This window comes from Streptomyces sp. NPDC005811 (assembly GCF_040630405.1).
Taxonomy (GTDB): Bacteria; Actinomycetota; Actinomycetes; order Streptomycetales; family Streptomycetaceae; genus Streptomyces.
In genome coordinates this window covers 50,832-73,695 of record NZ_JBEXXK010000005.1, presented here as the reverse complement: position 1 = coordinate 73,695, position 22,864 = coordinate 50,832, and the positions used below count along the sequence as shown (strand labels likewise).

The 22,864-nt window shown below is 72.3% G+C and carries 23 protein-coding genes; 12 read left to right on the top strand and 11 right to left on the bottom strand.

Features of this window, described 5'->3' with window-relative positions; all coding sequences use genetic code 11:
- The first annotated feature begins 67 nt into the window (after positions 1–67).
- Entirely contained in the window at positions 68–1,498 is a 1,431-nt protein-coding gene (locus ABZ490_RS06915) for a trehalose-6-phosphate synthase (RefSeq protein ID WP_358985334.1), read from the top strand.
- Here the strand turns inward: ABZ490_RS06915 and otsB are convergent.
- From otsB to ABZ490_RS06900, 3 genes are read right to left on the bottom strand one after another with little or no spacing between them, the layout of a single operon-like run.
- A complete protein-coding gene (gene otsB, locus ABZ490_RS06910) occupies positions 1,486–2,340 on the bottom strand; it encodes a trehalose-phosphatase (RefSeq protein ID WP_358985331.1) in 855 nt (284 codons plus the stop codon). The genes ABZ490_RS06915 and otsB overlap by 13 nt on opposite strands.
- Positions 2,341–2,349: 9 nt before the next feature.
- Positions 2,350–2,580, bottom strand: a complete 231-nt coding sequence (locus ABZ490_RS06905; protein ID WP_358985328.1) for a DUF3263 domain-containing protein — start codon at positions 2,578–2,580, stop codon at positions 2,350–2,352.
- Between the two features lie 46 nt (positions 2,581–2,626).
- Positions 2,627–3,865: an extracellular solute-binding protein gene (locus ABZ490_RS06900; protein ID WP_358985950.1), complete on the bottom strand. Its 1,239-nt coding sequence runs from the start codon at positions 3,863–3,865 to the stop codon at positions 2,627–2,629.
- 219 nt (positions 3,866–4,084) lie between these two features.
- On the opposite strand from ABZ490_RS06900, the gene ABZ490_RS06895 reads away from it, so the two are divergent.
- The 4 genes from ABZ490_RS06895 (at position 4,085) to ABZ490_RS06880 (ending at position 7,711) form a co-directional block, all read left to right on the top strand.
- Positions 4,085–5,026, top strand: coding sequence for an ROK family protein (locus ABZ490_RS06895; protein WP_358985325.1), 942 nt, complete (start codon positions 4,085–4,087; stop codon positions 5,024–5,026).
- Entirely contained in the window at positions 5,026–6,234 is a 1,209-nt protein-coding gene (gene nagA / locus ABZ490_RS06890; RefSeq protein ID WP_358985322.1) for an N-acetylglucosamine-6-phosphate deacetylase, read from the top strand. The genes ABZ490_RS06895 and nagA overlap by 1 nt, the downstream gene beginning before the upstream one ends.
- 123 nt (positions 6,235–6,357) lie before the next feature.
- Positions 6,358–7,281 carry a 1-phosphofructokinase family hexose kinase gene (locus ABZ490_RS06885; protein ID WP_358985319.1) on the top strand — a complete coding sequence of 308 codons (924 nt, stop codon included), beginning with the start codon at positions 6,358–6,360 and terminating at the stop codon, positions 7,279–7,281.
- Positions 7,282–7,426: 145 nt separating this feature from the next.
- Positions 7,427–7,711: a hypothetical protein gene (locus ABZ490_RS06880; protein WP_358985316.1), complete on the top strand. Its 285-nt coding sequence runs from the start codon at positions 7,427–7,429 to the stop codon at positions 7,709–7,711.
- A 70-nt stretch (positions 7,712–7,781) separates the two neighbouring features.
- On the opposite strand, the gene ABZ490_RS06875 is transcribed toward ABZ490_RS06880, so the two are convergent.
- Both ABZ490_RS06875 and cdgB read right to left on the bottom strand, forming a co-directional pair.
- Positions 7,782–8,741 (bottom strand): carbohydrate-binding protein, encoded by a 960-nt coding sequence (locus ABZ490_RS06875; protein ID WP_358985313.1) that lies wholly within the window; start codon positions 8,739–8,741, stop codon positions 7,782–7,784.
- A 143-nt stretch (positions 8,742–8,884) separates the two neighbouring features.
- Positions 8,885–10,555: a diguanylate cyclase CdgB gene (gene cdgB, locus ABZ490_RS06870; RefSeq protein WP_358985310.1), complete on the bottom strand. Its 1,671-nt coding sequence runs from the start codon at positions 10,553–10,555 to the stop codon at positions 8,885–8,887.
- 399 nt (positions 10,556–10,954) lie between these two features.
- Between cdgB and ABZ490_RS06865 the strand changes: the two genes are divergently transcribed.
- Both ABZ490_RS06865 and ABZ490_RS06860 read left to right on the top strand, forming a co-directional pair.
- Positions 10,955–11,473, top strand: coding sequence for a flavin reductase family protein (locus ABZ490_RS06865; RefSeq protein ID WP_358985307.1), 519 nt, complete (start codon positions 10,955–10,957; stop codon positions 11,471–11,473).
- A gap of 46 nt (positions 11,474–11,519) precedes the next feature.
- Positions 11,520–12,011, top strand: a complete 492-nt coding sequence (locus ABZ490_RS06860; RefSeq protein WP_358985947.1) for a GNAT family N-acetyltransferase — start codon at positions 11,520–11,522, stop codon at positions 12,009–12,011.
- Between the two features lie 3 nt (positions 12,012–12,014).
- Here ABZ490_RS06860 and ABZ490_RS06855 read toward each other — a convergent pair whose 3' ends face one another.
- Both ABZ490_RS06855 and arfB read right to left on the bottom strand, forming a co-directional pair.
- Entirely contained in the window at positions 12,015–12,884 is an 870-nt protein-coding gene (locus ABZ490_RS06855) for an alpha/beta hydrolase (protein ID WP_358985304.1), read from the bottom strand.
- Between the two features lie 109 nt (positions 12,885–12,993).
- The gene (gene arfB / locus ABZ490_RS06850) at positions 12,994–13,431 is read right to left on the bottom strand and encodes an alternative ribosome rescue aminoacyl-tRNA hydrolase ArfB (RefSeq protein ID WP_358985301.1); all 438 of its coding nucleotides are present in this window, start codon (positions 13,429–13,431) and stop codon (positions 12,994–12,996) included.
- Positions 13,432–13,576: 145 nt separating this feature from the next.
- Here arfB and ABZ490_RS06845 point away from each other — a divergent pair, with 145 nt between their 5' ends.
- Both ABZ490_RS06845 and ABZ490_RS06840 read left to right on the top strand, forming a co-directional pair.
- Positions 13,577–14,152, top strand: a complete 576-nt coding sequence (locus ABZ490_RS06845) for a TerD family protein (RefSeq protein ID WP_055636540.1) — start codon at positions 13,577–13,579, stop codon at positions 14,150–14,152.
- Positions 14,153–14,298: 146 nt separating this feature from the next.
- The gene (locus ABZ490_RS06840; RefSeq protein WP_358985297.1) at positions 14,299–15,246 is read left to right on the top strand and encodes a bifunctional GNAT family N-acetyltransferase/NUDIX hydrolase; all 948 of its coding nucleotides are present in this window, start codon (positions 14,299–14,301) and stop codon (positions 15,244–15,246) included.
- Positions 15,247–15,250: 4 nt separating this feature from the next.
- On the opposite strand, the gene ABZ490_RS06835 is transcribed toward ABZ490_RS06840, so the two are convergent.
- Positions 15,251–16,699: a M1 family metallopeptidase gene (locus tag ABZ490_RS06835; RefSeq protein ID WP_358985295.1), complete on the bottom strand. Its 1,449-nt coding sequence runs from the start codon at positions 16,697–16,699 to the stop codon at positions 15,251–15,253.
- On the opposite strand from ABZ490_RS06835, the gene ABZ490_RS06830 reads away from it, so the two are divergent.
- Positions 16,689–17,189 carry a hypothetical protein gene (locus ABZ490_RS06830; protein ID WP_358985292.1) on the top strand — a complete coding sequence of 167 codons (501 nt, stop codon included), beginning with the start codon at positions 16,689–16,691 and terminating at the stop codon, positions 17,187–17,189. The two genes, ABZ490_RS06835 and ABZ490_RS06830, sit on opposite strands and share 11 nt — an antisense overlap.
- Positions 17,190–17,250: 61 nt before the next feature.
- On the opposite strand, the gene ABZ490_RS06825 is transcribed toward ABZ490_RS06830, so the two are convergent.
- The gene (locus ABZ490_RS06825) at positions 17,251–17,928 is read right to left on the bottom strand and encodes a pentapeptide repeat-containing protein (protein ID WP_358985289.1); all 678 of its coding nucleotides are present in this window, start codon (positions 17,926–17,928) and stop codon (positions 17,251–17,253) included.
- Positions 17,929–18,084: 156 nt separating this feature from the next.
- Between ABZ490_RS06825 and ABZ490_RS06820 the strand changes: the two genes are divergently transcribed.
- Entirely contained in the window at positions 18,085–19,059 is a 975-nt protein-coding gene (locus ABZ490_RS06820; RefSeq protein ID WP_358985286.1) for a zinc-binding dehydrogenase, read from the top strand.
- A gap of 100 nt (positions 19,060–19,159) precedes the next feature.
- Positions 19,160–20,653: an MFS transporter gene (locus ABZ490_RS06815; RefSeq protein WP_358985283.1), complete on the top strand. Its 1,494-nt coding sequence runs from the start codon at positions 19,160–19,162 to the stop codon at positions 20,651–20,653.
- 126 nt (positions 20,654–20,779) lie between these two features.
- Here the strand turns inward: ABZ490_RS06815 and ABZ490_RS06810 are convergent, their stop codons facing one another.
- Together ABZ490_RS06810 and ABZ490_RS06805 are read right to left on the bottom strand one after the other, a co-directional pair.
- Entirely contained in the window at positions 20,780–22,186 is a 1,407-nt protein-coding gene (locus ABZ490_RS06810) for an FAD-dependent oxidoreductase (protein ID WP_358985280.1), read from the bottom strand.
- On the bottom strand, positions 22,183–22,860 hold the full coding sequence (locus ABZ490_RS06805; RefSeq protein WP_358985277.1) for a rhomboid-like protein: 678 nt from the start codon (positions 22,858–22,860) through the stop codon (positions 22,183–22,185). Before ABZ490_RS06805 ends, ABZ490_RS06810 begins: the two co-directional genes overlap by 4 nt.
- Positions 22,861–22,864 lie beyond the last annotated feature (4 nt).

Genomic DNA, 22,864 nt, shown 5'->3' with positions numbered 1-22,864 from the left:
GATATGACCCGTCCACGCAGCGCCACCGTACGTTTGAGCGTTTCCCGACCGGGCTAGGTTGAGGCGTATGGCTTCCACGCACGACACTGCTGCTCGGGGTGCTCAGGTGCTGGTCGCGTCCAACCGCGGCCCGGTCTCCTACACGGTGGGCGAGGACGGCTCGCTGCACTCGAAACGCGGGGGCGGCGGGCTGGTCTCCGGTCTGTCGGCGATCGGCCCCGAGGCGGGCGCCCTGTGGGTGTGCTCGGCGCTGTCCGACGGCGACCGGGAGGCGGTCCGGCGCGGGGTCGGCGAGGAGGGCGTGCGGATGCTGCCCGTTCCCGCCGACGTGCACGCGGACGCCTACAACGGCATCGCGAACTCGGTGCTCTGGTTCATCCACCACCTGCTGTACCAGACCCCGCTGGAACCGGCCTTCGACTCGGAGTTCCGGCGCCAGTGGGCGTCGTACGAGACGTACAACCGCGCCTTCGCGGAGGCGCTCGCGCAGGAGGCGGGGCCGGGCGCGGCGGTCCTCGTGCAGGACTACCACCTCTGTCTGGTCCCCGGGATGCTCCGCGCGCTCCGCCCCGACCTGCGGATCGGGCACTTCTCGCACACGCCGTGGGCGCCGGTGGACTACTTCGGGCTGCTGCCGTCGGACATCCGCGAGCAGCTGCTGCGGGGCATGCTCGGCGCGGACCGGCTGGGTTTCCTCACCCGACGCTGGGCGGACGCGTTCACCGCGTGCTGCGCGGAGTACGCGGGCGGCACGGGCGGCACCCGGATCGGGGTGCACGGGCTGGGCGCCGACGCCGACTTCCTGCGCGAGCGCGCGCACCGGCCGGACGTGGCGGAGCGGATCGCCGCCCTGCGCGCGGAGATCGGCGGCGCGGAGTCGGGGGCCGGGCGGCGCCGGACGATCGTCCGGGTCGACCGCACCGAGCTGTCGAAGAACATCGTGCGCGGTCTGCTGGCGTACCGGCAGCTGCTCGACGACCACCCCGAGTGGCGGGAGCGGGTCGTCCACCTCGCCTTCGCCTATCCCTCCCGGCAGGATCTCGCCGTCTACCGCGACTACACGGCTGAGGTGGCGCGGCTGTCGGCGGAGATCAACGAGCGGTACGGCACACCGGGCTGGACCCCGGTGCTGCTGAACCTGGAGGACGACTTCGCCCGCTCCCTCGCCGCCTACCGCCTCGCGGACGTGGCCCTGGTCAACCCGATCCGGGACGGGATGAACCTGGTCGCCAAGGAGGTCCCGGTGGTCTCCGACGAGGGGTGCGTGCTGGTGCTGTCGCGGGAGGCGGGGGCGTACTGGGAGCTGGGCGAGGACGCGCTCGTGGTGAACCCGTACGACGTCCTGGAGACGGCCCGGGCCCTGCACGAGGCCCTGACCATGGGGCCGGAGGAGCGCGCCGAGCGCGTCAAACGGCTGGCCGCCGCCGCGACCGCGCTGCCCCCGGCCCAGTGGTTCCTGGACCAGCTGACGGCCCTGCGGGACCTTCAGCCCAGCTGACGGGCGAGGTCCTTCAGGAGCCGTACGACGCCGGCGGGGCCGTCGACGACCAGGTCGGCGCGGGTGGCGAGTTCCGTCACCTCGGTGGAGCCGCTGCAGACGAGGAGGCCGGGGACGCCGTCCTGGCGGAGTTTCTCGACGGCGGCGAAGGCGGGGAGGTCGCCGAGGTCGTCGCCGGCGTAGAGGACGGACCGGGCGCCGGTGGCGCGGACGTGGTCGAGGAGGGCGACGCCCTTGTCCATGCCGGGCGGGCGCAGCTCCAGGACGTACCGGCCGGGTTCGACGATCAGGCCGTGGCGGGCGGCGAGGGCGGCGAGGGGTTCGCGGAGGGCCTCGAAGGCGGCGAGGGGGTCGGTGGCGCGGCGGGTGTGCACGGCGACGGCGCGGCCGCCCTTCTCCTCCACCCACACGCCCCGGCCCGCGTCGGCGGCCGCCAGGACGGCGGGCAGTTCGGCGCGGACGGCGGCGACGCCCGGGTGGGGTGCGGGGGCGGTGATCTCCTGGGTGCGGGCCTCCCAGCGCTCGGCGCCGTAGTGGCCGAGGACGGTGAGGTGGTCCAGCCCCCTGGCGCCGGCGAAGCCGCCGTTGCGGACGGCCACCTCGGCGGGGCGGCCGGTGATGACGGCGACGGCGGCGACCCGGGGTGCGAGGGCCGCGAGGGCGGGGAGGGCGTCGGGGTGCGCGCGGGCGTCCTCGGGGTTCTCGACGATCGGGGCGAGCGTGCCGTCGAAGTCGAGGCCGACGAGGGTGGCGGCGGGGCGCGCGAGGATCGCGGCGAGTGCCTCGCGGCCGGCCGGGGTCGTGGGTACGGGGTCCGTTGAGTACGTCTCGTGGGTGCCCATACGGCGACCCTAGCGGTCGCCCCGCCTGGTCTCGCGGACCCTTCTCAGTCTGTTCACCGTCACCGGGTCGTGGGCCAGCGCCCTCGGGTCGTCCAGGAGGGCGTTGAGGAGCTGGTAGTAGCGGACCGGGGAGAGGTCGAGTTCCTCGCGGACGGCGCGTTCCTTGGCGCCGGGGCCGGGGAAGGTGCGGCGTTCCAGGGCGAGGACGGCCCGTTCCCTGGGCTCCAGTTGCTCCTGCATACCCGCACCGTAACCCCGGCCACCGACACCGGGCTCGTCCGCCGGGTCACTCCCCGGCGGCGCTCTGCGCGGTCATCGCCTCCGTCTGGAGGCCGGACAGGACGGCGGCCGGGTCGCCGGAGGGGGTCACGGCCTTGCCGATGCCCTTCTTGACGGCGGCGCTGACCTGCGCCCAGGAGGTCCGCCCGACGGGGTAGACCTCGGCGAGCGGGAGTTCCTCCAGGAAGGGGCGCAGCTCGGCGTCCTGCTGGTCCGTGCTCATGATCTGGGAGGCGGAGGTGGTGACGGGCAGCAGGTCGTACTCGCGGGAGAAGCCGAGCACGTTCCGCTCGCTGTAGACGAAGTCGAGGAACTGTCCGGTCTGCTCGGCGTGCCCGTTCTTCTTGAAGGCGGTCATCCAGTCGGCGACGCCCATGGCGACCTTGGAGGGGCCGTCGACGCCGGGCATCGGCACCATGCCGAACTTCACGCCGGTCTTCTGGGCCATTTTCATCAGGGAGGGGTGTCCGTTGAGCATGCCGACCTGTCCGTCGGCGAACGCCGTGAACGCGTCGGCGCGGTTGAGCGAGCCCGGGGCGACCGGTCCGGTGAGCCCCTTGCCGACCAGCTTGTCCTTCAGCCAGTCGAACGTCTCGACGTTCTCGGTGGAGTCGATGCTGTAGCCGCCGGCGGTCTGGGCGTAGCCGCCTCCGCCGCTGAGCAGCCACTGGAGGGTCTCGGCCTGTGCCTCCTCGGGGCCGAGGGGCAGCGCGTAGGGGTACTTCACGCCGTCGGCCTTGAGCTTGGCGGCGTCCGCGGCGAGTTCGGCCCAGGTGGTCGGCGGGGTGATGCCGGCCTCGGCGAAGAGGGTCTTGTTGTAGAAGAGCAGCCGGGTGGAGGAGGCGAACGGCATGCCGTACTGCACGCCCCGCACCTTGCCCGCGGCGGCGAGCTGCTGCACGAAGTCGGCCTGGACGGTGACGGAGAGCAGGTCGTCCGCCTTGTAGAGCTGGTCGGCGGCCGCGTAGTCGGCGTAGGAGCCGATCTGCGCCATGTCGGGCGGGTTCCCGGCGTCGACCATGGCCTTGACCTTGGCGTCGACGTCGTTCCAGGAGGAGACGGTGACCTCGACGGTGACGTCGGGGTGCTTCTTCTCGTACGCCTCGACCAGCGCGCTCCAGTATTTCTTCGAGCTGTTGGAGGCGCTGTCACCGTAGTCGGCGGCGACGAGTCTGAGGGTGGTGTGCTCGGAGCCTGAGGTGAGTCCGCAGCCGGACAGCACCGCCGCCAGGCCCAGCGTGGACAGTCCGCCCACGATCGTCGTCACTGACTTCCCTGCCCGCCGGTGCACGCGTTGCCCCTCAATCCCGTATTGATTGCTCATACCAATGGGTCCGATATCCGGAACAAGGTCTACACCATCTGGGTGGACTAGACCTCTTTTGGGTCTCATGAGGCGGCACCGTACCCCCAAGACGGGTAAGTGGACTAGACCTCTCACGGTTCCTCGGTCCACACTGTTCCCGTGAGACATGTCATCGCCCTCGACGTGGGCGGCACCGGGATGAAGGCGGCGCTGGTCGGCGCCGACGGCACCCTCCTGCACCAGGACCGCCGGCCCACCGGCCGCGAGCGCGGCCCCGACGCGGTGGTGGACGCCATCCTCGGCTTCGCCGCCGACCTGCGCGCGCACGGCGTCGAGCGGCTCGGCGAGCCCGCGGCCGCCGCGGGTGTCGCCGTGCCCGGCATCGTCGACGAGACCGACGGCATCGCCGTCTACGCGGCCAACCTGGGCTGGCGGGACGTCCCCCTGCGCACGCTCCTCACCGAACGGCTCGGCACCCCCGTCGCCCTCGGCCACGACGTCCGCACCGGCGGGCTCGCCGAGGGCCGGGTCGGCGCGGGCCGGGGCGCGGACCGCTTCCTGTTCGTGGCGCTGGGCACCGGCATCGCGGGCGCGATCGGTGTCGACGGCCGGGTGGAGGCGGGGGCGCACGGCTTCGCCGGCGAGATCGGCCATGTCGTCGTACGGCCCGGCGGGACCCCGTGTCCCTGCGGGCAGCGCGGCTGTCTGGAGCGGTTCGCCTCGGCGGCGGCGGTGTCCGAGGCCTGGGCGGCGGCCTGCGGGGACGCGGAGGCGGACGCGGCGGACTGCGCCAAGGCCGTCGCGTCCGGCGACCCGAACGCCGTCCGGGTCTGGCAGCGGGCGGTGGACGCCCTCGCCGACGGCCTGGTCACCGCCCTCACCCTGCTGGACCCGCGCACCCTCGTCATCGGCGGCGGCCTCGCGGAGGCCGGGGACACCCTGTTCACCCCTCTCCGTGACGCCGTCCGCGCCCGGGTCACCTTCCAGAAACTCCCGGAGATCGTCCCGGCGGCCCTGGGCGACACCGCCGGCTGCTGCGGCGCGGGCCTGCTGGCCTGGGATCTCCTCCACACCACTGACGCCACGGAGGTATCGACCTGATGGCAACCCCCCCAGGGGCGCGGGAAACTGCGCGACGCGCCACCACGCACCCGCACCCCGCGACGACCGGCACCCCCCTGCTCCTCACCGGCGCCAACGTGGTCATGCCCACCGGAACGGTCAAGGGCGGCCAGGTCGCCGTCGAGGGCCGGTACCTCACCGCCGCCACCCCGGCGAACGCCCACGTGATCGACGCGAGCGGCCACTGGCTGGTCCCCGGCTTCGTGGACCTCCACAACCACGGCGGAGGCGGAGCCTCCTTCTCCGGCACGGCGGACGACGCGCTGACGGCGATCCACACCCACCGCCGGCACGGCACCACCACTCTCGTCGCCTCCACCGTCACCGACGACATGGACGTCCTGGTCCGCCAGGCCGGCCTGCTGAGCGAGCTGACCGAGCAGGGCGACCTGGCCGGCATCCACTTCGAGGGCCCGTTCATCTCGCCCTGCCGCAAGGGCGCCCACTCCGAGGCGCTGCTGCGCGACCCCGACCCGGCGGACGTCCGCAAGCTGCTGGACGCGGCGCGCGGCACGGCCCGCATGGTCACCCTCGCCACCGAACTCCCGGGCGGTCTGGACTCCGTACGGCTGCTCGTGGACCAGGGCGTGATCGCGGCGGTGGGGCACACGGACGCGACGTACGAGCAGACGGTTCAGGCCATCGACGCGGGCGCCACGGTCGCCACCCACCTCTTCAACGCGATGCCGCCGCTCGGCCACCGCGCCCCCGGCCCGATCGCCGCGCTCCTCCAGGACGAGCGGATCACGGTCGAGCTGATCAACGACGGCACCCATCTGCACCCCGCCTCCCTGGCCCTGGCGTTCCGTCACGCGGGGGCCCACCGGGTCGCGTTCATCACCGACGCGATGGACGCGGCCGGCATCGGCGACGGCCGCTATCTGCTGGGACCGCTGGAGGTCGAGGTCAGCGAGGGGGTGGCCCGGCTGGTGGAGGGCGGTTCGATCGCCGGCTCGACGCTGACCCAGGACCGTGCCTTCAAGCGGGCGGTGACCGTCGACCGGATCCCGGTGGAGGACGTCGTCACCGCGCTGTCCGCGACCCCGGCCCGTGTGCTCGGCCTCTCCGACACCGTGGGCTCCCTGGAACCCGGCAAGGACGCCGACCTGGTCCTTCTCGACGAGAACTTCGACGTCAAGGGCGTGATGCGCAGGGGCGATTGGGTGGTGGATCCCCAACTGGGCTGAAAAGTCCCCTCCGCCGAGGACGGTGACCGACCGGGGGTCTGGGCCGGTCGCCGTCCTTTTGGCATGATCGGGCCCCGGAAACAGTCACGCGCACGCGGCACCGCTCGGGGGAGGTCGGCACAGGTGATCCTCACGGTCACGCTGAACACCGCTCTCGACCTCACGTACCGCGTCCCGGCGCTGCGGCCGCACGCCACCCACCGGGTGACGGAGGTGACGGAGCGTCCGGGCGGCAAGGGGCTGAACGTGGCACGGGTGCTGGCCGCGCTGGGGCACGAGGTGACGGTCACCGGTTTCGCGGGCGGGGCGACCGGACGGGTCGTCCGGGAACGGCTCCCGCCGGCGATCGGCGACGCACTGCTGCCCGTCTCCGGCGCCACCCGCCGCACGGTCGCCGTCGTCGACACCCGCAGCGGTGACACCACCCAGCTCAACGAACCCGGGCCGCTGATCACCCCGGCCGAGTGGTCCGCCTTCCAGGAGGCGTACGAGGATCTGGTCGCCGACGCCGACGCGGTGGCCCTGTGCGGGAGTCTGCCGCCGGGGGTGCCGGTGGGGGCGTACGCGGGGCTGGTGCGCACGGCGCGGGCGTTGGGGGTGCCGGTGCTGCTGGACACGAGCGGGGAGCCGCTGCGGCGGGGGGTCGCCGCCCGCCCGGACGTGGTCAAGCCGAACGCCGGGGAACTGGCCGAACTCACCGGCTCGCACGAGCCGCTGAGGGCGACTCAGGACGCGCGACGACGGGGCGCGCAGGCCGTGGTGGCCTCACTGGGCCCCGACGGCCTGCTCGCGGCGACCCCGGAGGGCCGCTGGCGCGCCACCCCGCCCACCCGCGTCCACGGCAACCCGACGGGCGCCGGCGACGCGGCCGCGGCCGGCCTCCTCTCGGCCCTGGTCGAAGGCCTCCCCTGGCCGGCCCGCCTGACCCGAGCGGTGGCCCTCGCGACAGCAACGGTCCTCACCCCGACAGCAGGCGACTTCGACCACACCACGTACGAGGACCTCCTGGAGCACGTCACGGTGACGGGAGAGGCCACGGCGGCTTGATCCGCTCTGCCGGAGCAACTCACCTGATCGCTAGTGTCGTTCGCGACCAAAGATCCATTTTCAATCGGGGTGAGTCATGCATACCGCCACAACATTCGCACGCCTTGCGGGCATCGGCCTCGCCGCAGCGGGCCTCCTCGTCTCCATGAGTTCCACAGCCTCGGCAACCGAGAGAGCCGGTGTGTGGATGACGGACGGCCACCGGTTCACCATACGTGCCGGCGCGAGCACCACCTCCACGGCGATCGCGACCATCGGCGACCCTGACACCAGGGTTCCCTGCACCACCACGCCGTGCACGAGGAACAACAGCGGCGGCTCGTACACCTGCTGGTCCGGCGGCCCCTCGGACAACGACTGGGTCAAGGTGACCTGGAGCGGCAGGACCGGCTGGGTGGCCATCAGGTGCGTCGAGGCCGGCCGTATCTGAAGGACCTGACACGAAGGCCGTCGAGGTGGTGCACCCCGGCGGCCTTCGGTACGGATTTCCCTTGCGGGCGCTACTCCTTGACCTGGCCCGCCTTCAGCCAGAACTGGTCCAGCAGGACATCGCATTTGTCGCCGTTCTCGCAGGAGAGCGAGAGGGTGTTGGTGCCCTTGGTCAGGTTGGGCCAGGAGTAGGTCTTGGTCCAGCCCTTGGCGAAGTCACCGTCCTCGGCGTGCGCGAAGTTGCCCAGGTTGACCTTGCTGCCGAAGGCCTTGCCGTTGACGGTGAGGGTCATCGACTGGTCTTCTCCGGCCGCGCTGAACCGGGTGAACAGGGTGTAGACACCGTCCTTGGGGATCCCGTTGACGGTCCAGGTCACGGAGTTGCCGACCTGGTTCAGACCGCCGACGTAGACCCCGCCGTCCGACTGGGCGCCCTCGACGTCCGAGGCCAGGCCGGCACTGCCGCCCAGCTTGAGGGCCTTGGCGTCGATGGTCGGGAGCTCCTCCGCGGCGTCACTCGTGGAGGACTCGCTCGGGGAGGCACTTGCCGAGGCGGAGGACGAGGTGGAGACCTCGTTGCCTGCCTGGTTGTCGTTGCCGGTGTCCGAGTCGCCGTTGGCCATGGCCACCGCGATGCCGATCACGACGGCGGCGACCACGGCGACCGCGCCGATCAGGAGGCCCTTGGTGTTGGGGCCGCGGCCACGGCCGCCGCCGCCCGGTACGGGCTGCTGACGGCCGGTCGGGCCGCCCGCGCCGGGGAAGGTCTCGGGTCCGCCGAAGTTCGCGTTCGGCTGGCCGTAGGCGCCCTGCTGGGGCACCGTGGGCTGGCCGTACTGACCGTACTGCGCGGTCTGCTGCTGCGGCTGTCCGTACTGGCGCTCACCGACCGCGCGCACTCTGTTGACCGAGCCCGGGTAGCCGTAGCCACCGGAGGGCGGCTGGGCGCCGTTGGCCTGGCCGTCGGCATAGAGGTAGCCGAACGGGTCGTCGTCCTCGGGCGTACTCGCGCCGTTGTTGCCGGGCGTCATCCCTTCGTACTCCTCAACAGGTGCGGGGCTGATGCGTTGCAAGGTGCGAATGGCGAGCCTACCCGGTCCAGCTGCCCCGAACGGGTGACCCGGATCGCATCACCTCGGCGACCTGGGGGCTGACCTGGCGGTTCGTCGGAGTTTCACCCCGCACGTCTGTGCTGTTTGGGACGAGATCGTTTCTCGACGTACATCCGCTCGTCGGCGGATTTCAGGACTTCGTCGGCGGTCATCCCGCAGTGCGCCCATCCGATGCCGAAGCTGGCGCCCACCCGCACCGCCCGGCCCTCGGCGCGGATCGGCTGGATGATCTCGTTGCGCAGGCGTACGGCGAGGTCGGCGGCGTCGGCGCGGCCGAGGCCGTCGGCGAGGATCACGAACTCGTCACCGCCGAGCCGGGCGACGGTGTCGCCGTCACGGACGGCCCGCGACAGCCGCCGGGCGACCTCGATGAGGACCGCGTCACCCGCGTTGTGCCCGAACCGGTCGTTGATGGACTTGAAGCCGTCGAGGTCGCAGAAGAGGACCGCGAGCCCCTTGGTGCCGTCGTCGCGCGCGGCGTCCTCGGGGGCGGCGGTGTGGACGTGGTGGTCGTAGCCGTCGTAGGACTCGGCGCCGGCCGGGCGGTAGTCGAAGCCGTGGCCGTTGGCGTCGAAGGCGGGGTGGCCGTACGTCTGGTCCATGGCGTCGACGGCGGCGGGGTGGGTCGACTGGGGCCGCCGGCAGATCCGGGCGGAGAGCCGCGAGCGCAGTTCCGCGGAGTTCGGCAGGCCGGTGAGGGAGTCGTGCGAGGCACGGTGGGCGAGCTGGAGCTCGCGGCGCTTGCGCTCCTCGATGTCCTCGACGTGGGTGAGGAGGAAGCGGGGCCCGTCGGCGGCGTCGGCGACGACGGAGTTGCGGAGGCTGACCCAGACGTAGGTGCCGTCGCGGCGGCCGAGCCGCAGCTCGGCGCGCCCGCCCTCGGCGGACGTACGGAGCAGGGTGCCTATGTCCTCGGGGTGGACGAGGTCGGAGAACGAGTAGCGGCGCATCGCGGAGGCGGGGCGGCCGAGCAGCCGGCACAGGGCGTCGTTGGTGCGCAGGATCCGCCCGTGCTGGTCGCCGCCCATCTCGGCTATCGCCATGCCGGAGGGGGCGTACTCGAAGGCCTGGCGGAAGGACTCCTCGCTGGCGCGCAGGGCCTGCTGCTCCCGCTCGAGGCGGACCAGTGCCCGCTGCATATTCGCACGTAGACGCGCGTTGCTGATGGCGATGGCGGCCTGGAACGCGTACATCTGGAGCGCCTCGCGCCCCCAGGCGCCGGGCCGGCGGCCGTTGCGCGGCCGGTCCACGGAGAGGACGCCTATGAGCTCACCGCAGGTGCCGCCGCTGCCGGGCGGGGCGGGGGTGTACATCGGGGCGAAGAGCCGGTCGGAGGGGTGCCACTCGTCCTCGAAGCGGGGGGCGGGCCCGTCGGTGTACCACTGCGGGACGTCGTCGTCGTCGAGGATCCAGCCCTCGGTGTGGGGTATGAAGACCAGGTCGCCCCAGGTCTCGCCCATGTTCAGCCGGCGTTCCCAGGACTCGCGGGAGCCGACCCGGCCGGTGATGAGGGCCTCGGCGGCGGGGTTCCCGGCGAAGGCGGCCACCACGAGATCCCCGTCGGGGCGCACGAGGTTGACGCACGCGAGCTCGTAGCCCAGCGCGGTGACCACACCGTCGGCGACGGTCTGCAGTGTTTCGGCCAGGCTGCGGGCCGTGTTCATCTCGGCCATGACCTGGTGCAGCTGTCGCAGGGACGCAAGACGGACGTACGGCTCCGACTCGGTCTCCATGCTTCGCCCTCCCCCCGAGACTTCGCAGCGAATCAAGGGTTGTCTTCGGCGTAACGTTCGTTTCTGTCGTTCCAGTCCGTTGCGTATGTCCTAGTGACACCTCCGCCACTGAATCACAGCGCGCTGCCCACTCGGTACACAGGGTCAACAATTAATGCGTCTTGTGACTCAAGTCACAGACGAACCTGAACATTTGAGTGGAGTTTCTGCGTTTTCCCTGTGTGTTTACTGAACACAGCAAGTGCACAACCGAGCACACAACAAATCGGTCCAGGGACCTACGACCCTACTCGGACCGAGGTCCGATGCGGCGGGCCGGTCACCGACACTAGCGTTCCGGACGTGGCTACCGACGTACTGAAGACCCCTGCCGTCCCCGCCTTTGGGCATCCTGAGGGAGTGAGCAGCGAAGAGTTCCGCGCCGTGATGTCCCGGCTGGCCGGCGGGGTGGTCCTGGTGACCGCGCAGGAGCCGCCGCTGGACCCGGACGACCCCGGGGCACCGGACGGCGAGTACGCCGGCATGACGGCGACGGCGTTCCTCTCGGTCTCCCTGGACCCGCCCCTGGTGCTGGTCAGCCTGCGTACGGGCTCCCGGATGGACGACGTGCTGGACGAACAGCCGCTGTGGGCGGTGTCGGTGCTCTCCGAGAGCCAGCGGCACATCGCGGGCCGCTTCGCCATGAAGGGCCGGCTCAGCGACCGACTGCTCTTCGAGGACATCCCGTACGTCCGCGGCGAGGCGACCGGGGCGCCGCTGGTGGGCGGTGCGCTGGGGACCCTGGAGTGCCGGACCGAGCAGCGGGTGGCGGCGGGCGACCACACGCTCGTGATCGGGCGGGTGCTGAAGGCGAGGATGCCGAGCGCGGACGGCGGTCCGCTGCTGTATTTCCGCGGCCGGTACCGGCAGTTGGGCTGAACGGAATTCAGTGGCCGAAGGTGACGGGCCGTCTTACTTTCCCCGGATGACGAACACACCGCCGCCGAACACATCCCGTACTTCTCTCAGGCTCGAAGAAATCACCTCCGGGAATCTCGACGCGGCGCTCGCGGTCACGGTCGCACCCGAGCAGGAATTCGCAGTCGCACCCGTGGTGAAGTCGCTCGCCGAGGCCTTTGTGCATCCCGGTGTGGCCTGGCCCCGACTGATCATGGACGGTGACCGTCCGGTCGGCTTCCTGATGGCCTTTTTCGACATCGACTGGCGGCTCGACGGCACACTGTTCCGCTCCGGTCTGTGGCGCTTGAACATCGCCGCCGGAGAGCAGGGCCGCGGTTACGGCCGTTTCGCCGTGCAATCGGTCGCGGACGAGATCCGGCGGCGCGGCGGCGGGGAGCTGTACGTCACCTGGCACGAGGGCGGGCACGGTCCGGAGGCGTTCTATCTGCGGCTCGGTTTCCGCCGGACGGGTGAACTGAGCGGGGGCCAGGCGGTGGGGGTGCTGGACCTGGCCTGAGCGTCAGGCGGCCGCCCGGGCCCGGCACTCCTCCAGGAAGTCCAGCAGGCGCAGATGGTGGCGGCGGGCGGAGCGGCCGAGGCTGATGTTGTGGCCGGCGTCCGGTTCGTGGTCGACGCGGACGAGGGGGGCGGTGAGGCAGTGGGTCAGCTCGCGCAGGGCCGGCGGGTCCCAGGCCCACAGGCGCTCGTACTCCGCGAAGGTGAACCGTACGGGGACGCGGATCCGGCGGGCCACGTCGGCGTACCGGCCGGGCCAGCCGGGGATCTCCTCGGCCTCCCGGGCCGGGACGGGCGCGAGGAAGCGGCGCGCGAGCCGGAAGGTGTCCGGCGGGTAGAGGGTGAGCGGGCCCCAGTGCAGCCGGGGGTCGGGACGGTGGCGCAGGGCGGCCAGCCGGTCGGGCGGTACGGCCCAGCGGGCGCCGACGCCGGAGACGTCCACGCCGAGCAGCCGGTCGTCCCGGCCCGCCGTGGCGGCCGCGGTCAGTGCGACCTTGCCGCCGAGCGAGTGCCCCACCAGCAGGAACCCGGCCCCCGTCCCGTTCCCGTCGGCGTACGCCCGTACGGCCGCCCGCACGCACCGGGCCTGCTCGGCGAGGCACAGGCCGTGCGGCAGCGCCCGCGCGGAGAGGCCGTAGCCGGGCCGGTCGAGGGCGAGGGCGGCGTAGCCGGCGCGGGCGGCGAGCGTGAGGAGCGAGGTGGAGGCGTCGGCCTGCCCGTGGAAGTACCCGGCGGCCATACCGCTGCCGTGCAGGGCGACGAGAACGGCACGGGGCGGTGCGCCGTCCGGGGGAACCGCGAGCAGCCCGGACAACGAGACGTCCCCACCGTCCAGCTCGACCCGCCGGACCTGCTCCGCCTGCCGCACGCCCATGCCACCGCTCCTCGCTGCCGAGCTGCCGACGCCTGCGCTCCAATGTCACATCGATGGGGGCGGGGTGCTCGGTGGGGAGGGCCGGACCGGGGTGGAGTGCGGCAGAGGTTCAGGTCCAGTTGCGGCCGGTTCTGCCCTGTTTGGTCTGTGAGCGGGCCTTCTTCTGGCTGAGGCGGCGTTCGTTGATGCCGCGGGGGATGCGGGTGGGCCGGCGCGGCTTGGGCGGCGGGGCCGTCGCCTCGGCGAGGAGCGCCGCGAGACGCACCGCCGCGGTCTCCCGGTTGCGCCACTGGGAACGGTGCTCGGAGGCGCGTACGACGATCACGCCGTCGACCAGACGGCCGGCGAGCCGCTCCAGCGCCCGTGCCTTCCACACCTCGGGCAGGGCCTCGGTGCGGGCGAGGTCGAAGCGGAGCTCCACCTGCGAGTCACTGGTGTTGACGTGCTGCCCGCCCGGCCCCGAGGACCGCGAGAAACGCCACGCCAGCTCCGCCTCGGGCAGCGGGACGGAACCGCGGATGAGATAGGGACCGGACATGTCCCCCATGGTCGCCCGCCGGGCATGCCCGCGTCATCCGAAATTCCTCGGTAAAGAAAGCAAAGAGACCTGGAACCTTGTGTACCCCCCTTGGCGTTCATACCGGTAGCTGTAGCTTTCTGCCGTACCTGAACCGAGGGAAGGGTCCCAAACCATGGCTGTAAGCCTGTCCAAGGGTGGCAACGTCTCGCTCACCAAGGAGGCTCCGGGCCTGACCGCCGTCACCGTGGGCCTCGGCTGGGACGTCCGCACCACCACCGGCACGGACTTCGACCTCGACGCCTCCGCCATCGCGGTCAACACCCAGGGCAAGGTCTACTCCGACGCCCACTTCGTCTTCTTCAACAACAAGCAGACCCCGGACCAGACCATCGTCCACACCGGCGACAACCGCACCGGCGAGGGCGCGGGCGACGACGAAGCGATCAACGTCAACCTGGCCGGCCTCCCCGCCGACATCGACAAGATCGTCTTCCCGGTCTCGATCTACGACGCGGAGAACCGCTCGCAGAACTTCGGCCAGGTCCGCAACGCCTACATCCGCATCGTGAACCAGGCCGGCGGCGCCGAGATCGCCCGCTACGACCTCTCGGAGGACGCGGCGACCGAGACCGCCATGGTCTTCGGCGAGCTGTACCGCAACGGCGCGGAGTGGAAGTTCCGCGCGGTCGGCCAGGGCTACGCCTCCGGCCTGGTCGGCATCGCCCAGGACTTCGGCGTCAACGTCTGATCCAGCACCCGATCCAGCGGCTGATCAGCAGCTGATCGAGCCACCGAGGGGCCCCGGTTCACGCCAGGGGCCCCTCGTGCGTGTCCGGGCACACGGCTTCGGCGGACCGAAGCCCCGACCCCGGCCCGCCCGGCTAGCCTGCCCCCGTGATCCTCGAACCGCTCCCCCTCACCCCCGACCACGACATCCCCGCCCCGCTGCTCACCGAACTCACCGCGCTGTACGCCTCGAACCGCGAGTTCCAGGCGCTCAGCGGTGACTTCCCGGACCCGGACGACATCCGGCCGGAGCAGGTGGCCCGGGCGCTGGCGGACGAGTTGGCCGGTCCGGGGGTGGAGGTGCTGCTCGCGAGGAGCGAGGGCCGGCTGGTCGGGGTGGCGGTCACCCTGGACCGCCACCCGGACCCGGCCGACCCGGATCCCTGGATCGGGCTGCTGATGGTCGACGCGGGGGCGCACGGGCGGGGCCACGGGCGGCGGATCGCCGAGCGCGTGGCGGAACGCTTCCGCGCCGCCGGTCGTACGGCCGTACGGCTCGCCGTGCTCGACGCCAACCCCGAGGGACTCGCGTTCTGGACGGCCCTCGGCTACGAGGTGATCGGGCACCGGCCCGATCTGCAGCTCGGGCGCCCGTGCTCCGTGCTGCGCAAACAGCTCGGCAGGGACCGCCGCTCCGCCCGGGTCGCCGTGCTCGACCCCGCGGGCGGCGTCTTCCTCTTCCGGTACGACAACGAGGACATCGGCCCGCACTGGGCCCTGCCCGGCGGCGGACTGGAGGCGGGCGAGACCCCGCCCGAGGGCGCCCTGCGCGAACTGCGGGAGGAGACGGGGTGGACGGACCTCGCACCCGGACCGCTGCTGGGCACTTGGGAGCACGACTTCACCCGCTTCGGCGTCCGCGTCCACCAGCACGACCACATCTACGTCGCCCGCGGCCCGCACCGGGAGCCGGCCGGACCGCACCTCGCCGAGGCCCACGCCGCCGACGGCATCCTCTCCTGGCGCTGGTGGACCCGGGACGAACTGCGCGCACCCGCCGAGCCCGTGTGGCCGCCCCATCTGGCCGAGCTGCTCGACCGCTTCGACGAGAACTGAGCGCTCAGGGCAGTTCGGGCTTGCCCTCCCCGTACAGCCAGTCGTCCCAGATCCCGTCGAAGTCCTCGTCCGGCGCCTGCCGTTCGACGTACGCCATGAAGTCGTCGGCGTCCGCGGTGTCGTGGCGGTGGGCGGCGGTCCAGCCCTGGACGATGTCGTAGAACGTGTCGTCGCCGACGGTCTGCCGGATGCGGTGGACGACCATCGCGCCGCGCTGGTAGACGGGGTCGGACGAGATGTCCTCGGCGGTCGGGGGGTCGCCGGGCGGGACGTCCCACAGGTCGGGGTAGTCGTCCTCGCCGTGCTCGTAGAGGTCGGTGAAGGTCTCCTCCGCCGTGGCGCCGCCCTCGTCCTCCTCCCACAGCCATTCGGCGTAGGTCGCGAACGCCTCGTTCAGCCACATGTCGCGCCAGGTCCGCGGGGTGACGGAGTCGCCGAACCACTGGTGGGCGATCTCGTGGACGAGGGTGGCGGTGTCGGGGGCGCCGGGGAAGACGGGGCGGTTCTGGGTCTCCAGGGCGTAGCCGGAGTCCTCCGGGCGGTCGACGATCGCGCCGGTGGAGGTGAAGGGGTAGGGACCGAAGTTGTACTGCGCCCAGTCCATGATCTCCGGCAGCCGGGCGAGCACCTCGCGGCTCGCGGCCGCCTGCGTCGGGTCGACCGCCACGTACACCGGCAGGCCGTCCTTCGTCGTGGAGCGGGTGACGGTGAAACGGCCGATCGCGAGGGTGGCGAGGTAGCTCGCCATGGGTTCGGCCGTGTGCCAGGTGTAGGTGCTGCGGCCGCCGACGGTCCGCTCCCCGGCCGGCTCGCCGTTGGAGACGGCCGTCAGGCCCTTCGGGACGGTGACCGCGAGATCGTAGGACGCCTTGTCGGAGGGGTGGTGGTTGCCGGGGAACCAGGCCATGGAGCCGACCGGTTCCCCGAGGGCCAGGGCGCCGTCGGCGGTGCGCAGCCAGCCCTCCTGCGAGCCGTCGGGGTCGGTGACCGGGCGCGGGGTGCCGGAGTAGGCGACCGTGACGCGGAACGTCTCGCCCCGGTCCAGGGCGCGCGCCGGGCTCACCTCCAGCTCCTGGCCCTTCCGGCTCCAGCCGGCCCGGGCGCCCTCGACCGTGACCTTCTCGACGCTCAGTCCCTTCAGGTCCAGGTGGAAGGAGTCGAGGTCCTGGGTGGCGCGGGCCGTGATCGCCGCCGAGCCGGTCAGCGCCGGACGGCCCCCGGGGTCGTAGGCGAGGGTCAGGTCGTAGTGCGTGACGTCGTATCCGCCGTTGCCGGCCTTCGGGAAGTACGGGTCGCCGACGCCCGCCGCCCCGTCGGCTGCCCGCCCGCCGCCGCCCGAGCAGGCGGTCAGGAGGAGCAGCACCAGGACGGAGCGCACGAGGACGGAGCGCGCGTATCGGGGCACAACCGCGATCCTACGAGGGCATGACACCATCACCCTCGTGCTCGACATCGGCTACGCCCTCTCCAACCGCTTCCCCGACCCGCCGCAGACCGACTACCGGCGCGCGGACGTCCACGCGCTGCGGCACGACCTGTTCTGCGGTGACGTCTACCTCGCCGACACCAAGGCGGACCGGGAGCTGTCCACAGCCTGGGGATGGGTGCCGGTGCTGGACTTCGCCTGGGCGCTGTGCGACATCGTGGAGCGGATCGACCGGGACCCGGCGGGCTCGCGCGCCTCCCGCCCCCAGTACGCCGAGCTGGACTTCACCGAGTCCACCGACCGCATGCTCTTCGAGCGCCGCTTCGGCTGGGTGGACGTCGAGGCCGACTGGATGCCGGCCGAGGAAGCCCCGCTGACCTTCTCCCACACCGAACTGCGCCGCGAGTCCCGCGACTTCCTCCACGACCTCCTCGCCGATCTGATCGACCTGCACGAGGACCTGGGCGAGAACCCGGCGATCTGGACCCTCCAGGCCCGCTTCCCCCGCATCGCCTGACACCGCCGGCCCGTCCGCCCCGGCGGCCGGGACAGCCCCTGGCCCAGCCCCAGCCCCAGCCCTAGCCCTCCACCCTGAGCCCCAGCTGCGCCGCCAGCACCGGTGCCAGGTCCAGGAGCTGGGCCGAGCTGATCACCGCGCCCGACAGCCGGTCCACGCCCGAGGCGATCCCCAGCTCCACCGCGCCGCGCAGGTCGACGTCGGTGAGGGTCGCCGCGGTGAAGTCCGCCGCCCGCACCGCGCAGTCCACGAACTCCACCCGCTCCAGCCGGGCCCCGCCGAAGTCCGGCTCGACGAGCACACAGCCCTGGAACACGACGTCCCGCAGCCGCGCCTGCCGCAGATTCAGGAAGTCGATCTTCCCGCCGCGGACCAGCACCCGCTCCAGCACGGCGCCGTACAGCTGCGTGCCGCCCAGACGGGCCTCGGCCAGCTCGACATCGCGCAGGGTCGCCTCCGCGAGATCGGTGCCGACGCCCCGGACGCCGGTGAGGACCGAGTCGAGGAAGCGGGCGTGTCTGAGCCTTGTGCCGTCCAGCGCGCACTCCGTCAGGGCGCAGTCCATGAAGCGGGCCCCCGCGCCGTCCTGCCCGGCGAGGTCCAGCCCGCGGAACTCCACCGCGTCGTAGTCCCCGTCGGGCTCCAGCCCTGCTCCCCCGTACGGCTCCAGTGCGGGCAGCCGCACCTCCGGCCGCCGCGCCGCCTTCACCCCTGCCCCACCGCTCGCACGCCTCGCCATGCCCCCATCGTGCACCCCACCACTGACAACGCCCCTGACCTGCGCCTTCCCACCCACCCTTGACCCCAAGCGCACTTGAGGTTGAAACGTGGATCCCTGAACAGCACACCCGCACACCCGCACACCCGCACACCGACCCACCCATGGGGGATCCCGATGCACGCCATCCGTCTGCACGCCTTCGGCCCGGCCAAGAACCTCTCCCACGAGGAGGTGGACGACCCCGCCCCCGGCCCCGGACAGGTCCGTATCGCCGTACGGGCCGCCGGCGTCCATCTCCTGGACACCGCCCTGCGCGAGGGCATGCAGGGCCCGCCCGCCCCCGCGCCGACCCCGCTGCCCACGATCCCCGGGCGGGAGGTCGCCGGAGTCGTCGAGTCGCTCGGCGCGGGCACCCCCGGCTCCTGGCTCGGCCGGCGGGTCGTCGCCCACCTCGGCTTCGCACCGGGCGGCTACGCCGAGCTGGCCGTCACCGACGCCGCCCGGCTGCACGAGATCCCGCCGGACCTGGACTTCGCCGCGGCCGTCGCGATGATCGGCACGGGGCGTACGGCGCTGGGGGTCCTGCAGTTCGCCGAGCTGGGACCGGAGGCCGTGGTCCTCGTCCCGGCGGCCGCCGGAGGCATCGGCACCCTCCTCGTCCAGTACGCGCGGAGCACCGGTGCCACGGTCGTCGGTCTGGCCGGCGGGCCCCGCAAGACGGCCCTGGCCGCGGCGAACGGCGCCGATCCGGCCGTCGACTACGACGACCCCGACTGGCCGGGGAAGGTCCGCGCCGCACTGGGCGGCCGGGCCGTCACGGTCGTCCTCGACGGCGTCGGCGGGAAGGTCGCCCCCGAGGCGGTCGCCCTCCTCGGTCCCGGCGGGCGGCACCTCGTCTTCGGCTGGTCCGCCGAGGGCGTCCGCGACGGGAAGGGCCACTTCGTCGAGGGCGTCTCGCAGTCGGTCCTCGGGCCGGTGATGCTGGAGCGGGCGGGCGGTCTGCGCGCCCTGGAGGAACGCGCCCTCGCCGAGGCCGCCGCCGGCCGGCTCACCCCGGCCGTCCAGCGCTTCCCGCTCGCCGAGGCCGCCGCCGCGCACCGCGCCCTGGAGACCCGCCGGACCGTCGGGAAGGTGGTGCTGGAGCCATGACCCGCCACCCGCCGGACCACCGACGCGATCACCCACCCAAAAAGTCGCCCCAGTCACCGAACAGGATGCAATACCTCCCGATTCGTGGTCTTCTGGGCAAATGAGTGTCACCCGGACAGGTGAATCCTCGACGGAGCCCGATCCCCGCCGCTGGTGGGGCCTGGTGATCATCGCCCTCGCCCAGCTGATGGTGGTCCTGGACGCGACGATCGTGAACATCGCGCTCCCGTCCGCCCAGCGGGACCTCGGCATCTCGGACGGCAACCGCCAGTGGGTCATCACCGCCTACACCCTCGCCTTCGGCGGGCTGCTGCTGCTCGGCGGCCGGATCTCCGACCTCGTGGGCCGCAAACGCACCTTCGTCATCGGGCTGATCGGCTTCGCGGGCGCCTCCGCGCTCGGCGGCGCGGCCGTCAGCCCCGGGATGCTGTTCGGCGCCCGCGCCCTCCAGGGCGTCTTCGCCGCCGTCCTCGCACCCTCCGCGCTCAGCCTGCTCACCACGACGTTCACCGACCCCAAGGAACGCGGCAAGGCCTTCGGCATCTACGGCGCCCTGGCCGGCAGCGGCGCCGCGATCGGCTTCATCGTGGGCGGCGTGCTCACCGAGTACCTGGACTGGCGCTGGTGCCTCTACGTGAACGTGCCCATCGCGATCGTCGCGGTGCTCGGCGCGTCCGCCCTGCTGCACGACTCCCCCGGCCACCCGGCCCGGCTCGACGTGCCCGGGGTGGTCCTGGGCTGCGGCGGCCTGTTCGCGATCGTCTACGGCTTCAGCGAGGCCGAGTCGCGCGGCTGGAGCGATCCGTTCGTGCTGTCGCTGTTCGCGGCCGGGGTCGTCCTGCTCGCGGCCTTCGTGTGGTGGCAGACGCGCGCCCCGAGCCCGCTGCTGCCGCTGCACATCCTCAAGGACCGCAACCGCGCGGGCTGCCTGCTGACGATGATGCTGGCCGTCATCGGCATGTTCGGCCTGTTCCTGTTCATGACCTACTACCTCCAGGTCATCCTCGGCTACTCGCCCATGAAGACCGGCTTCGCCTTCCTGCCGCTCACCCTCGCGATCATCGTCGGCTCCACCCAGATCTCGGCCCGGCTGATGAGCCGGGTGCAGCCGCGGGCGCTGATGGTCCCCGGCATGATCCTCGCCGCGAGCGGCATGGTGATCCTCACCCAGATGACGGTGGACTCCTCCTACACCAGCGAGATCCTGCCCGCGCTGCTGCTCATGGGCCTCGGTATGGGCCTGACCTTCATGCCGGTGTTCGCCACGGCGACCGCGGGCGTCGCCCCGAAGGACGCGGGCGTCACCTCGGCCACCGTGAACACCTCGCAGCAGGTGGGCGGTTCCATCGGGACGGCGCTGCTCAACACCATCGCCACCACCAGCAGCGCCGCCTACATCACGGCCCATCTGACCGGCCCCGCCGAACGCAACGCGGTCACCCGCGAGGGCATCGTCCACGGCTACACGGTCGCCATCTGGTGGGCCGCCGGGATCATGCTCCTGGCGGGCCTGATCGCGGGCCTGATGGTGACGGCGAAACCCCCGAAACACGAACTCCCGTCCCAGGAGGCGGTCCCGGAGTCGGTGGGCTGACCGCCCTGAAGGGGCGCGGGGAACTGCGCGGCCGGCCACAGCGCCGCCGCAGACGAAAGACGGCACATCGAAAGACGGCACATCGATCGGCGGCACATCGATCGGCGGCCCCTCCCAGCGGAGCGCTCAGTGCCGCCCCGACACCCGGTCCGCGAGCCGCGCCAGGCGTGAGGAACCCGCGCTGTGGGTGCGCGTCTCGCGGCGGTCGGCGGTGCGGTAGGTGGCGTACATGCCCTGGACGCCCAGCCAGCGCAGCGGCTCCGGCTCCCAGCGGCGGACCTGATGGCCGACCCAGGGCAGCACGGTGAGGTCGGTGTTGCCGCCGCGCCCGGAATCCAGGAGCACGAGGTCGCGCAGGGTCCGGCCGGCCAGGTTGGTGGTGGCGACGCCCGAGCCGACGTAACCGCCCGCCCAGCCGAGCCCCGAGGCCCGGTCGAGGGTGACCGTGGCGCACCAGTCGCGCGGCACGCCGAGCACCCCGGACCAGGCGTGCGTGATCCGCAGCCCGGCGAGCGCCGGGAAGAAGGAGACGAGGATGTCCCGCAGCGCCTCGACGGTCTCGGGCTGCGTGCGGCCGTCGTGGTCGGTGCGCGAGCCGAAGCGGTACGGCACCCCGCGCCCGCCGAGCGCGATCCGCCCGTCGGCGGTGCGCTGGGCGTACATGTAGGCGTGCGCCATGTCCCCGAGCGCCTCCCGGCCCTCCCAGCCGACGGCCGCCCACTGCTCGTCGGTGAGCGGCTCGGTGGCGATCATCGAGGAGTTCATGGGCAGCCAGGTCCGCCGCTCGCCCTTCAGCGCGGCCGTGAATCCCTCGGTGCAGCGCAGGACGTACGGCGCGCGCACGGTGCCGTACGGCGTCACGGCCCGTCCGGCGTGGATCTCGGTGACCGGCGTCGACTCGTACACCTCGACGCCCAGCGCCTCGACGACCGACGCGAGCCCCTTGACCAGCTTCACCGGGTGCACCCGCGCCCCGTGCGGGGTCCACGTCGAGCCGACGGCCCCCGTGATCCGCAGCCGCTCGGCGGTCTGCCGGGCGCCGTACAGCTCGCGGTCGGTCTCGCCGTACGACACCTCGTGCGCGTGGAAGTCCTTGAGGCGGGCCAGTTGCGCGGGGGTCCGGGCCACCTCCAGGACGCCGCCGACCCGGACGTCGGCGTCGACGCCCTCCTCGGCGAGCGCCCGCACCACCTCGGCGACGGTGTCGTTCATGGCGCGCTGGAGCCGCACGGCGGCCTCGTGGCCGTGCAGGGCGGCGTAGCGGTCGCGGCCCGCGATGCCGTTGTAGAGCCAGCCGCCGTTGCGGCCGGAGGCGCCGTAGCCGCAGAACCGCTGCTCCAGGACGGCGATCCGCAGATCGGGGGCGGCCTTCTTCAGGTAGTACGCCGTCCACAGCCCGGTGTAGCCGCCGCCGACGATCACGACGTCGGCGGACCGGTCGCCGCCGAGCGGCTCCCGTACGACCGGGAGTCCGTCGTCCGCGTACCAGTAGGAGATCCCGCCGTTCACGACATCGCTTGCCGAGGTGCTCATGGCCGGACGTTATCCGGTGACACGGGCCCTGTCTCCTTCGGATTCCGCACTTTTCCACGTCCTCTGACCAGCGGATAACAGCCGAGACCGATGAGGGCGGCGACGAAGTGGCCGAAGTCGGTGAAGGTCGGCCCGGCGGCCAGCGGCACCGCGAAGAAGGCGAGCACGACCGCCAGATACGCCCACCGCCACGGTGTGCGGATCCGGTGGCCGAGCACCGCCACCACCCCGGCGAGCGCGTAACTCACGCCCACGTCCAGGGTGTTGACCGAGGACACCGGCGCGATCCCGTCCCGGATCGCCTTGAGCAGCGCGCCCTCGCTGACCAGGGTGGCCAGCACATGCGCCGCCACGCACACCGTCAGCCAGCGCCAGGTCCCCAGCCAGCGCTCGGCCTGCGCGTGGAAGACGGAGTACAGCGCCGCGTACGGCAGCCAGTACCCGCCGTCGATCCACATCGCACTTGCGATCAGCACCCGCACGGGGTGCCGGGACAGTTCGTGGAGGTTGGTGGACCGCTGCCGCAGGAACTCCTGCTCGAACTCCGGGGACATGTGGTGCAGGGCGACCGTGGTGAAGAACAGGACCGCCAGCCACACATAGGTGCCGGGCGCGCTGCGGACGTACGACCACACCGCCCGCCGCAGAGCGGAAAACCGCGGGAGCCGATTCACACCC

Excerpts from the sequence above, each read along its gene's own strand:
- cdgB (WP_358985310.1), bottom strand. The coding sequence starts at position 10,555 with ATGGAGACCGAGTCGGAGCCGTACGTCCGTCTTGCGTCCCTGCGACAG.
- ABZ490_RS06860 (WP_358985947.1), top strand. The coding sequence starts at position 11,520 with ATGACGAACACACCGCCGCCGAACACATCCCGTACTTCTCTCAGGCTC.
- ABZ490_RS06875 (WP_358985313.1), bottom strand. The coding sequence starts at position 8,741 with ATGACGCCCGGCAACAACGGCGCGAGTACGCCCGAGGACGACGACCCG.
- ABZ490_RS06825 (WP_358985289.1), bottom strand. The coding sequence starts at position 17,928 with ATGGCGAGGCGTGCGAGCGGTGGGGCAGGGGTGAAGGCGGCGCGGCGG.
- ABZ490_RS06880 (WP_358985316.1), top strand. The coding sequence starts at position 7,427 with ATGAGTTCCACAGCCTCGGCAACCGAGAGAGCCGGTGTGTGGATGACG.
- ABZ490_RS06835 (WP_358985295.1), bottom strand. The coding sequence starts at position 16,699 with ATGTCGAGCACGAGGGTGATGGTGTCATGCCCTCGTAGGATCGCGGTT.
- ABZ490_RS06915 (WP_358985334.1), top strand. The coding sequence starts at position 68 with ATGGCTTCCACGCACGACACTGCTGCTCGGGGTGCTCAGGTGCTGGTC.
- ABZ490_RS06845 (WP_055636540.1), top strand. The coding sequence starts at position 13,577 with ATGGCTGTAAGCCTGTCCAAGGGTGGCAACGTCTCGCTCACCAAGGAG.
- ABZ490_RS06810 (WP_358985280.1), bottom strand. The coding sequence starts at position 22,186 with ATGAGCACCTCGGCAAGCGATGTCGTGAACGGCGGGATCTCCTACTGG.
- ABZ490_RS06855 (WP_358985304.1), bottom strand. The coding sequence starts at position 12,884 with ATGGGCGTGCGGCAGGCGGAGCAGGTCCGGCGGGTCGAGCTGGACGGT.
- arfB (WP_358985301.1), bottom strand. The coding sequence starts at position 13,431 with ATGGGGGACATGTCCGGTCCCTATCTCATCCGCGGTTCCGTCCCGCTG.
- ABZ490_RS06815 (WP_358985283.1), top strand. The coding sequence starts at position 19,160 with ATGAGTGTCACCCGGACAGGTGAATCCTCGACGGAGCCCGATCCCCGC.
- ABZ490_RS06820 (WP_358985286.1), top strand. The coding sequence starts at position 18,085 with ATGCACGCCATCCGTCTGCACGCCTTCGGCCCGGCCAAGAACCTCTCC.
- ABZ490_RS06905 (WP_358985328.1), bottom strand. The coding sequence starts at position 2,580 with ATGCAGGAGCAACTGGAGCCCAGGGAACGGGCCGTCCTCGCCCTGGAA.
- otsB (WP_358985331.1), bottom strand. The coding sequence starts at position 2,340 with ATGGGCACCCACGAGACGTACTCAACGGACCCCGTACCCACGACCCCG.
- nagA (WP_358985322.1), top strand. The coding sequence starts at position 5,026 with ATGGCAACCCCCCCAGGGGCGCGGGAAACTGCGCGACGCGCCACCACG.